9 protein-coding genes and 3 pseudogenes are annotated in these 11,255 nt (G+C 48.1%); 11 read left to right on the forward strand and 1 reads right to left on the reverse strand.

Annotated features, from left to right (window positions below):
- The first annotated feature begins 73 nt into the window (after positions 1-73).
- From ACMV5I_RS28270 to ACMV5I_RS28320, 11 genes and pseudogenes are all read left to right on the forward strand, one after another.
- Positions 74-604: a fimbrial protein gene (locus ACMV5I_RS28270; protein WP_414825833.1), complete on the forward strand. Its 531-nt coding sequence runs from the start codon at positions 74-76 to the stop codon at positions 602-604.
- 74 nt (positions 605-678) lie between these two features.
- The gene (locus ACMV5I_RS28275) at positions 679-1,215 is read left to right on the forward strand and encodes a fimbrial protein (protein WP_414825834.1); all 537 of its coding nucleotides are present in this window, start codon (positions 679-681) and stop codon (positions 1,213-1,215) included.
- Between the two features lie 43 nt (positions 1,216-1,258).
- Positions 1,259-3,802 (forward strand): outer membrane usher protein, encoded by a 2,544-nt coding sequence (locus tag ACMV5I_RS28280; RefSeq protein ID WP_414825835.1) that lies wholly within the window; start codon positions 1,259-1,261, stop codon positions 3,800-3,802.
- A 139-nt stretch (positions 3,803-3,941) separates the two neighbouring features.
- The gene (locus tag ACMV5I_RS28285) at positions 3,942-4,685 is read left to right on the forward strand and encodes a fimbria/pilus periplasmic chaperone (protein WP_414825836.1); all 744 of its coding nucleotides are present in this window, start codon (positions 3,942-3,944) and stop codon (positions 4,683-4,685) included.
- Between the two features lie 48 nt (positions 4,686-4,733).
- Positions 4,734-5,378, forward strand: coding sequence for a fimbrial protein (locus ACMV5I_RS28290; protein ID WP_414825837.1), 645 nt, complete (start codon positions 4,734-4,736; stop codon positions 5,376-5,378).
- Between the two features lie 263 nt (positions 5,379-5,641).
- Complete coding sequence (locus ACMV5I_RS28295; RefSeq protein WP_414825838.1) at positions 5,642-6,301, forward strand: helix-turn-helix domain-containing protein; 660 nt, start codon at positions 5,642-5,644, stop codon at positions 6,299-6,301.
- Positions 6,302-6,408: 107 nt separating this feature from the next.
- The gene (locus tag ACMV5I_RS28300; RefSeq protein ID WP_414825839.1) at positions 6,409-7,350 is read left to right on the forward strand and encodes a fimbrial protein; all 942 of its coding nucleotides are present in this window, start codon (positions 6,409-6,411) and stop codon (positions 7,348-7,350) included.
- A 185-nt stretch (positions 7,351-7,535) separates the two neighbouring features.
- Positions 7,536-7,714 (forward strand): annotated as a pseudogene (locus ACMV5I_RS28305) (IS6 family transposase); the annotation flags it as partial.
- Positions 7,698-7,803 (forward strand): annotated as a pseudogene (locus ACMV5I_RS28310) (IS5/IS1182 family transposase); the annotation flags it as partial. The pseudogenes ACMV5I_RS28305 and ACMV5I_RS28310, both read left to right, overlap by 17 nt.
- A 65-nt stretch (positions 7,804-7,868) precedes the next feature.
- Positions 7,869-9,572, forward strand: coding sequence for a Wzy polymerase domain-containing protein (locus ACMV5I_RS28315; RefSeq protein ID WP_414825840.1), 1,704 nt, complete (start codon positions 7,869-7,871; stop codon positions 9,570-9,572).
- A gap of 56 nt (positions 9,573-9,628) precedes the next feature.
- Positions 9,629-9,842: pseudogene (locus ACMV5I_RS28320) on the forward strand (IS6 family transposase); the annotation flags it as partial.
- A gap of 393 nt (positions 9,843-10,235) precedes the next feature.
- Here ACMV5I_RS28320 and ACMV5I_RS28325 read toward each other — a convergent pair.
- Positions 10,236-11,255, reverse strand: a 1,020-nt coding sequence (locus tag ACMV5I_RS28325) for an IS91 family transposase (protein WP_414825841.1), incomplete at its 5' end; no start/stop codon positions are given.

Consider the following 11,255-nt stretch of genomic DNA (forward strand, 5'->3'; position numbering starts at 1 on the left):
GACCTTAGGTCTTTTACTCTCGTTTGGCTTTACCTGATCTTGATGTTATTTTCCATGTATATAAGGACCGTATATGAAGCTTAATAAAGTTATGATGTTTGCAGTGATTGCTTTTGGCGCGACATCGATGGCTCAGGCAGCCGATAATGGGAGTGGTACGGTAACTTTCACGGGCTCTATCATTGATGCACCATGCTCGATTGCTCCTAGTTCGCTTGACCAGACTGTCGAACTGGGTGCGATTTCCAGCACCCTGTTGAGAAGTAACGGCAACACCGGTCAATCGACACCTCGTAACTTCCAGATTAAGCTTGAACAGTGTGATAACACAACGCTGAAATCGGTAAGAACCACCTTTAACGGTGCTGCAGTACCAACCAACAATAGCTTACTCGCCATCACGGGGACTGCGCGCGGTGCAGGTGTAGCTATCTCCTCGGGTGGTCAGCCTATTACCCTGGGGACGGCTACTGCAGCACAAACAATAGGTGCTAATGATAATACCTTAAACTTTGCCGCATACTTACAGGGGATTAACGCATCCACTGCTGTTGTTCCCGGTAATTTTACAGCAGTGGCTAATTTCACACTGGCTTATCAGTAAATAGTTTCAAGCCTAATCGACCAGGTATCAGGCTTATGATGCCTGGTTAATGTAACTATAAAAGGCGTGCCTCAATGTTTTTACTCAAGAATCACAAGGAAAAGATTCTTTTGGCGTCGCTGGCTGTTTTACCCGGCTATGCTACTTCCTCTACGCAGGGATGGGGAACTGTTGGCATTACCGGGACCATTGTTGATACCGCTTGCACCATTGCCGCAGGCAGTGAAAATCAGACCATAGACATGGGGGTCCTCTCTGTTGGTCAGATCATTCGCGAAGGGCAGGGAGTAGCAAAACCTTTCAGCATTGAGTTAGTTAACTGTATTCTGGAACGGTCTGGAAATAAAAATGATTGGAAATTCTTTCAAGTCACGTTTGACGGCCATGCTGAAGATGTGCTCTTTGGGCTGCAGGGAGATGCTCGCGGTATTGCACTGAAGATAAAAGATACAAATGGTTTATCGATTACACCAGGAAAACCGCTGCCGCTTGAAGAAGTAACTAAGGGCAATAAAGTTCTGAATTACTCCATGGTTCTGATGCCTAATCAACATCCACTCAAGGCAGGAGCATATTTCGGCACCGTGCGTTTTAAGTTAGACTATTTTTGAGTTTATTTCCACTGGCGGTTAATTCGTTATTAAAGGGATTATTATGCTTTCACCGGCAGGGTATTTATTTCGCATTCAGTCTCTAACGCTTTGCGTTGCACTCTCTCTGGGAAATCCAGTCGCATTGGTCTATGCTGCCGATGCTATTCAATTTAACACTGATGTATTAGATATTAGCGACCGTAAAAACATCGATCTGAGTCAGTTCTCAACAGACGGTTATATCATGCCTGGCGTTTACGGTTTAGTGGTACATATTAATAAAAACGATCTGCCTGAAAAGCAGATACCGTTTTATGCGCCAGAAAATGATCCAAATGGTAGTCGCGCCTGTCTCAACACGGCACTTGTTGACCAACTCGGCCTAAAAGAAAGTCTGAAGAAAGAGCTGACCTGGTGGCATCAGGGAGAGTGTCTCGATGAGAGCAGCATTAAAGGGATGACTGTGAAAGGGGATCTTTCAACTTCGTCTCTCTACCTAAACATTCCCCAGGCGTATTTGGAATATACCGATGACAATTGGGATCCCCCATCACGCTGGGATGACGGTATTCCCGGATTATTACTTGATTACAATCTCAATGCCCGTGCGCAAAAGAATCAGCGCAGCGGTAGCAATAATTATGCATTAAGCGGTAACGGAACCACCGGCGCCAATTTGGGGGCCTGGCGGCTTCGTGCTGACTGGCAAGCGACTCAAGAGCGTCAGACGGGTAAATCGGCAACATCCAGCAATCGACTGGATTGGAGCCGTTATTATGCTTACCGCGCCATACCAGTACTGCGCTCGAAGTTGACGCTGGGCGAGAGCTACCTGGACTCGGGCATGTTCGACAGTTTCCGGTTTGCGGGAGCCAGTCTTGTATCAGACGACAACATGCTGCCGCCGAATCTGCGTGGCTATGCACCTGAAGTGGTAGGTGTGGCAAAAACCAACGCCAAGGTTACTGTCACCCAGCAGGGGCGAGTGCTGTATGAAACTACAGTGGCAGCAGGGCCGTTTCGTATTCAGGACATTAACGATGCGGTCAGCGGCGAGCTGAAAGTACGAGTAGAAGAGCAGGATGGTAGTGTACAGGAGTTTGTAATGAATACTTCAAACATCCCATATTTGACACGTCCAGGCTCCGTACGCTTCAAGTTTGCCGCCGGTAAACCCTCTGATTTTAATCATCATTCTCGTGGACCAATGTTTGGTACCGGTGAGTTCTCCTGGGGGGTAAGTAATGGTTGGTCGCTGTATGGCGGCGCGCTGGCAGGTGGTGATTACAACGCGCTATCACTGGGTATCGGACGTGATCTGCTGATATTGGGTGCCCTGTCATTCGACGCAACTCAATCACGAGCACGTCTATCGAAAGAGGACGGTACGCTGAGTGGCGGCTCGTATCGGCTTAGTTACTCGAAGAACTTTGACGAATACGATAGTCAGGTAACCTTTGCCGGCTACCGTTTTTCTGAACGCGATTTCATGAGCATGAGTGACTATCTTGATGCGAAATATAACGGCAATCGAACCGGCAGTGGCAAAGAAATGTATACCATCACCTTCAATAAAAATTTCCGGGAGTGGGGGCTAAGCAGCTATCTCAATTACAGTCATGAGACCTACTGGGACAGGCCGGTCAGTGACCGCTATAACCTGACGCTGTCGCGCTACTTCGATGTAGGCCGATTCCGCAATGTGAGCCTGTCACTGTCGGCTTTCCGTAACGAGTATAACAATACCAAAGATGATGGTGGATACCTGTCGCTGTCCATGCCGTGGGGTAATAACGGAACGGTCAGCTATATCAGTACAGTAAATCGCAACGATAGTTCCCATCGAGCGTCGTACTACAACCGGATTGATGAACACAATAATTATCAGCTGAGCGCGGGCAGTGCGCGCAGCGGAGTCAATGTCAGCGGCTATTACAATCATGAAGGTGATGCAGCACGCCTGAGTGCCAATGCCAGCTATCAGCAAGACCAGTACAGTGCGGTAGGCATGTCTACTCAGGGGGGACTAACGCTGACGGCTGAGGGAGGGGCTGCACATCGCGCCGGCATTGCTGGCGGCACCCGGATGCTCATTGATACCAACGGTGTGCCGGATGTACCGGTGCGCGGATACGGTAGCACCATCAATACCAATGCCTGGGGTAAGGCGGTAATTGGCGATGTCAATAGCTACTACCGTAACAAGGCAAGTATCGACCTGAACAAACTGGGTGACAAGGCGGAAGCCACCGATTCAGTGGTGCAGGCAACACTGACGGAAGGAGCTATCGGTTATCGCAAGTTTGACGTGATTTCGGGTGAAAAAGCGATGGCTGTTATCAAGCTGGCTGATGGCCGAGAGCCACCGTTTGGCGCCTCGGTACGAAATGCGCGCCAACAGGAAACAGGTTTGGTGAATGATGGTGGCAGTGTTTATCTGAGCGGCATTAATGCCGGCGAGATCATGGCGGTACATTGGAACGGCGGAGCACAGTGCGAAATACGTATGCCGACGCCATTGCCGCCGGACATGCTGATGAACACGCTGCTGCTGCCATGTCATCCGCTGAATACATCGATACCAGCCGGAACGAAAGCTCGGTGAGGCCAGATATATTAATGATGTGACGGCAACGGCTATAGCACCGGAGTGGGTGTCCTCAAGTACAGCTTTACTAACCACCTGACCGGATGAGAAGCACACGCAAAATAATAACGAAACATAATACGGAGTTGAACTTGCTATGCGAAATACATTTTTATCGTCGACCATCGCGCTGCTGGGTATGATGAGTATACAACAGGCTTTTGCCGCCATTGCGTTGGACCGGACACGGGTAGTTTTTAATGGCAGTCAGAACTCGGTCAGCTTGAATATCAGTAATCAGAACAAGCAACTGCCCTATCTGGCACAAGGCTGGATAGAAGATGAGAAGGGCAACAAAATCCAGAGCCCTTTCACCGTACTGCCGCCAGTGCAGCGTATTGAACCAGGCAAACCGAGTCAGGTGAAAATCCAGGCGCTGCCGGCAGCCAAACTGCTGCGGCAAGACAGAGAGAGCCTGTACTACTTCAACTTACGGGAGATCCCGCCAAAGAGTGATAAACCGAATACATTGCAGATTGCACTACAAACGCGCATTAAATTTTTCTATCGTCCACCTGCTGTTGAAATTAATAACAACACGAAACCACCGCAAGAGCAGCTGACCCTGAGTCGGCAGGGAGACAAGTACGTAGTGAACAATCCGACACCGTACTATATCACCCTGGTGGATGCCAGTAATAAAAAAGACAGCCAGGGCGTTAAAGGCTTCGAACCGATGATGGTGTCTCCTAAAAGCACACTGCCGCTGACGGTCAGTGCAGCCAGTGTGGGAAATAGCCCGGTATTGACCTACGTCAACGACTATGGCGGCCGACCACAATTGAGTTTCAGCTGTACCGGCGTTACGTGTTCAGTCGTGTCGGAAGAGAACGGCGGATAATCGCTCCAGATATTAGCTGCAACGTGGAAGGCGACAATGAAAAAACACATGGATAACAAAGCACACTCCGCCCTCTGGCTGCATGAGTTGCGTTATTACGGAACGCTGGGCGGGTTGGCACTGATGGTGTCACTGACGCTCGCGATGATGCTATGGCTGATGCCGGCGGTGCATGCGGTGGATAACTGGAACGTTGAGGGAGCTAATGGCGCCCTTTACGTACACGGGGCTCTGACGGAGAGCGCTTGTCGACTGGAGATGACCAGCGCACGTCAGGATATTTCTCTGGGCGAAACGGGAACAGGCCGATTGCAGACGGTTGGTGCCCAGGGCGTACCAGTAAGGTTTGAGTTACGCCTGACGGACTGTTTACGCAATTCGATAAGTAGCCGCGATCTGCGTCGTGGCGGAAGGAGTAGTGCCCCCGGTCAACCTGCGGTGACGGTGAGTTTTCGGGCAGCGCGTGATTCAGATAACGCACAACTTGTGAAAGTCGAAGGTGTTTCGGGGCTGGGATTGCGGCTGGAAGATGCGAGCGGTAAGGATGTTCGACTCGGTAGTCGAGGCGCACCGCTGCTGCTGCTGCCCGGGCAGGATACGTTGACTTATAAAGTAATCCCTGAGCGGACATCAGCAGATCTGATAGCCGGGAGCTATCGGGCCGTAGTGCATTTCCATCTGAGTTATGACTGAGGTTTTAGCCAGCGAGATGGAGAAAGCGATATGAAGGCGAATGGCGGTTTCCAGCCTGCTGGCCGCCAGTCGCTTGCAGTTAGCTCGGACGTCGATATCGATCACGGTGAAAGTCACCATAGTTGTGCTACCGCCGTGCGTTATCAATGAAAATAAGGTTATTAGAGTGGAATTCTGCGATGTCATTATTCAGCGGATTAATGGCTGATGAATACTTAATGTACTCAATGTATTGGAGATCTGCTACTGGTATTATTTAAGGAGTGAGTTCCTTGATTAAAATTGCTTTATTCGATAACAACATTTACTTCAGAATCGGTTTGCAAGAGGCCTTAACGCAGTATTTTAATGCGCGTGGAAAACGTACGAAATTTGTTAAAATGCAGCAGTTTAATGAAGCTGATTTAGTATTCAGTTATTTTCCTCCCGGTGTGCCTAGCTATTTTTGCCACCTTCATAATATAGGGAGGAGGGTGCTGTATTTTTCGTTAAGAACACGGAAGGTGCACCATTTTTCGTCCAACACAGCCCGCTGTACACTGGAGTCTAGTGTCATTTATCATGATATGTCGTTGACCACCATACTGCACTTAATAAGCACCGAGCTTGAGCGCGAAAAAACATGGGTGAACAAATGTTCACACAGAAAAAATTGTGTTTGTCAAAATAATCGACTAACTCCACGTGAAAATGAGGTACTACAATTGATTTTACAGGAAATGACGATAAAAAGAATCGCACAAATGCTGGCTATTAGTATTAAAACGGTGAGTAATCATAAGATGAGCGCGATGCGTAAGATGGGATTTCGGCGTGATGTCGAACTTTACAACTGGCTGCGCTATAATTCCTTGGGATATGGCTTATTTCCTTTCCTAAAGGTCTTTGATACCAAAAGTGTTAGGGCGAACGATGACTTGTAACGTAAGGTTATAGCAAGATAAATTAAATATGTAATTGGTAAGGAATAATTGAGATTGAGTTGTAAATTAATTTTATTTAATATTGGTATCTCGATACTTGAGGTTATATGATGAAGATTGGTTTTTTTTTATTTATTTTAATTTTATCTTTTAATGTTAACGCGTTCACTTGCCGAGATCAAAATGGTAATATATATACGGATATGAGCAAAGACTTTAATATAACCATTCCTTTAAACCAGACTATAGCGCCTGGTGATATGATTTTTTTTGATCTCTCCCCGTTTTTTTCCTGTAGAAATGACAGTCCAGAGTATCGAGACGATTATCTGTACCTGGGCGCTCAAGGAATTACTACAGTATTAGATAATGATATTTTTAATACATCCGTAACAGTTAATTCTCGGCCCTACGGGAAACTTCCAATTAGGTATCCGCAGTCAGTTCAAGTTTATTATTTTAATGATATTAATTTCCATCCAATACCAATAAAAATAACTTATTTTGTATCGGATACTCCAGGTAAACTAGTGAAGATTAAAGCAGGTGATATAATGGCAAAAATATCCATGAGATTCTTCAGTATACCTGCGGGAGGCCTTTATAATTATAACTGGAATATTATAGCAGGAAACTCAACCATGGTAACCTCAGGGACATGCGAAATAAATAATGGGGAAGATATTAAAGTTGATTTTGGTTCAATAAGTAAAAATCAACTAAAGACCTCTGATACATCTTCCACGATTGTACGCACAATCAATATTAATTATCGATGTAAAAATCCCATTTCGATCCCTATTAATATTAGTCTTTCCGCCGTTCCATCAAAATTTTCAAATGATTTAATAAGGCTAAGTAATGATAATATTGGTGTTCAGATGTATTATCAAGGAGAAAAAGTCAAGCCTGGTGCTTCGATAAGCACACTATTAAATCAAGGTGCTGGGAGTAGCGCCTTCGAGTTTCATTTAGTGAAAAACGCGAATGCAGATGTCAATACTGGTTCTTTCTCTGGAAGTGCCGTTTTAGTAATGAGCGCACAGTAGATAAATGTAATGAATGGCACATTAAAACAATAGCATTATATGGGACACATTTTTCATAACTTCAGGTAATGAATGGTTATTAATTTGTCAAGTATTTTTATAGCCTTGTGGGGTATGAGAATTCTGGTTTTGGCGCACTAATGTGTGGTCGGGCAACATGCTGTTTTTTATAATGTTGCCTGCCCATATTTCTGGTAACAAAAGTATTTAGTATTTTGCATTGCTCCATTAATACTATCGCGAAATGCGTTCGCTGGTATCTGGTTTATTCACGGAGTTTGAGTAACCTGTCAGGATAATGGTGAAACGCGGTATTGTTATTAGCTATTCCACGTTTCACCGCTGGGTCATCCGCCTGGTACCGTCGTTTCCAAGAGTGGTGTGATGCAGGGATTTTCGAACGGCTCTGGCAAAACGGATTACTGCCGTAAAAAGTTCGATACTATTGATTGGTATAGTGTTTTGTCTGAAGTGAAATAACTTTTAAATATATTCTTAGTTTTATTTGGAATGAACGTGTGAAAAAGTTAATGACAACTAAAAAAAAGCCGACAATGTCTTACTTTATGTGTGTGGCAGTCTTCATCGCCTTACTAATGCAGCTCAAGCTTCCCAATATGGGTGGCAGCGGTCTTGCTTTGCCGCAGAACATATTGGCCTGGGCGATTATGTGCTGCGTGACTTGCGCTGCGGCTATCCGTTTTTGCTGCCGTGGTGCCGCGTTAACTGTCAACCCGATGCTGTGCTTCTATGGTGTGGGCACTGTGCTACTGGTGGTGCCTTTATTTTATACTTCATCGGTATGGCATCCGCTTGCCGGTTGGCACCTTATGGCTTTGCTAGGCGGATGGCTGTTCTATGGCGCCCTGTTACAGCTACGCATAGGAAAGGGGATACTATATATGCTGCTGGCCGCCGTTTATTGGCAGGCTTTTTCCGCCGGAATGCAGTTTATAGGTCTGGGTGACTGGGTGCCTTACGCACAGATTAATGGTCGACCTTACGGTGTTTTTCAGCAGGTCAATTTGCTGGCCAGCTTTATTGCATGCGGACTGGGAGGAGCGTTGACGTTATTGCTGTTGCCGGAGTTCGCTCTTGCATCCCGGCGCCAGGAAGGGCTGAGAAACCTAGTGCTGCAAGCCTGTGTCGTTTTGTTTACGGGCGTATTGGTTTGCCTGCAATCGCGTATTGGCTGGCTGGGCACGGCAGCGGCGTTATTATTACCGCTGCTATGCCTGCGGCGCTATCCGCGATCAGCGTGCTATGCCATAGCAGCTGTAGCAGCAGGCCTACTGTTGAGTTTGTTGATGTTACAGACCACGGAGGAAAGTGCTACGCGCAGTATGGTCATGTCCAATCATGCGCGATTGGCGATGCTGCAAACCGCTTGGTCAATGGTTGAACAGCGTCCATGGTTAGGCTGGGGGCTTGGTAGTTTTGAATACAGTTTCCAGCATTTCCGTCTGGCGCAAGGTTTCTCGACCGATGGTCTGGGCGTGGTAACGCATCCGCATAACGAACTGCTTTTTATGTGGGTAGAGGCAGGCGTGTTTGGGCTTCTGAGCATGCTGTTGCTAATCGTTGGTGTAGGTAGTGTGCTCTGGCGCAGTTGGTGTTGTTGGCAAAAGGGTTGCGCCGAGTTGCCATTGGCGCTTTGCATTATAGCTTTCCCCCTCCTACTGCATAGCCAGACTGAGTATCCGTTCAGCCTTTCGGCTTGGCACTGGGCGCTGCTATTGCTGTTGTTGGCGATGGCCGATCGTTTGAGTATCAGGCGCCGTAGACGGATATCAGTGAACCTCAGCCGCTTCGTGGGCTTTCTGGCATTGCCGGTAGCGCTGGTTGGTATAGTGTTTATGGGATATGCGATGTATGGTGGCCTGGTGCTGACAGCGTTTGAACGCGGCGGGCTGCGAGATATTGCCCCTGTGCGTTCGATGCCATCGTTGGCTGCATGGGCGCACCAGGAACGTCGCGATTTTGATATGCAAATCTATGGGCTGCTAATGTATAACCAAACGCAGAACCCGAGGCTGCTGACGGACTATACCGGATGGGCGAAAGTATATTTGCAGCGCCATACGGATGCAAATGTATACTACAGCCTGATTAAGATCCTCTTGTTCCAGGATAATGCTGCGGAAAGCTTACGATGGTCTCAAGAGGCCAGCGGATTATTCCCACAGGATTCACGTTTCGTACCGCAAGCAAGGACAAAGTAAGGCTAGATGTAGCCAGGTAACATGCTGTTTTATTGTAACGTTGTCCATTATTATCTCTGATTCGAAATGTCTTTAAACGTCTGCATTACCCCGTGGATATCATCGCACAATGTGTCCGCTGGTATCTGGCTGACGTCCTGAGCCTGCGAAACCTGGAGTAGATGATGGTAGAGTGTTGCGTTATTAGGTCACCTGTGGAGAATGAATGAAACTTACATTAAAATCCAAGGCCAGTGTCGGTATCGGTATCGCGCGGCCGATACTGCAGGCTGAACCATTGGCTTCCTGCTGACTGTCAAACGGGATGCCATCGACGCCTTGATGGTTAGGAATCTATGATCACTCCCGTTTTTGCAACACTGATACTGAAGATATTGTTGGCTTGCATGAATCTATCCGGCGTCTGAATGAGCCTTACGCCCGCGCCCTGATGAGTTCCGCGCCTGATGAACCTTAAAAATTGGATGGCCTTTAATCAGCCATTCCTAACCACAGGTTTCTCATCAGGCCGCTTGGCCGTTCATGGTTAGGAATCTCAAAAGAATTTTTTGGGGATCCCTAACCATCAACCGTAGCGTGCAACTCCTCCTGATGGTGCGGTATCGCGATAGGTTATGCGTGAAAATGCCGGTTTTGCTGTGTTTTTACTCTAAAATCCATTTTTCAGGCGCACTTATCCAGAGCCGGTGCCTGAAGCCATCGCTTTTTCTCCATCCGCTGTAGCCTGGTCGACAGTAATTCTGTCACATGCCTGCCCGCCTCCGCACCGGCAAATCGCAGCCGATCGCCGCACAAGATGCATTGGTACGGATCTGTGCCCAGGAAACCTTTCATCAACACCGCGAACCCGGGCCGTTTGGGCTTATCCCGCACCGTCATCGACAGCGCTTCGTAGACCTTCGGCAACAGTTGGCCCCGTTTGCGGTTGGCCAAAAAGCCGTAGTACCGCACCATTTTAAAATGCCTCGCCGGAATATGGCTGATATAACGCTGCAGCATCTCTTCCTGGCTGATTTTTTGGCGTTTATATTGCTGCGTGCGGTGATCGTAATACTGATAGACCACGGCACCGCCGCGATAATGCCGGAGCTGGGAAGCCGCCACTGGCGGGCGCTTCAGATAACGGCCAAGGTATTTCACGCTGCGCCAGGCGCCACGGGTCTTTTTGGCAAAGTGCACTTTCCATGCTCGACGATATTGCGCGTGCAGGTAGCGGTACCACCGCTCCTCGTTACGAATATGGCCGAAGCCTGGCAGGGAACTGGGGTTGATGCCCGCATAGTTGTCACGCAGCAGGTAAATGACGGCGTTGCGCCAGATTTGCTCTACGTCTTTCTTTTTAAAGAACAGCTGTCGCCAGACCTTGTGTTTGGCATCGAGGCCGCCGCGGGTGACGGATACGTGGATATGCGGGTGCTGATTGAGCTGCCGGCCATAAGTATGGAGCGCGCAGAAGATACCCACTTCAATGCCCTGTTGGCGTGCCCAGCGGAGCATGGCCCCGGTAGCGCAGCGAAACAGGTCGTTGAGCAGGGGCCAGTTGTTATTGAAGAACGGCCACAACAAGTGGGGCATGGTGAAGGTGATATGTTGCCAGTCGCAGTCGGGCAGGATGTGCTGCTGCTCAGCAATCCACTGCTCGGTGGCCTTGAGGCCGCAACTGCTGCAGGCCTTGGACTTGCA

Source organism: Serratia sp. T13T92, assembly GCF_047530105.1.
Classification (GTDB): Bacteria; Pseudomonadota; Gammaproteobacteria; order Enterobacterales; family Enterobacteriaceae; genus Chania; species Chania fonticola.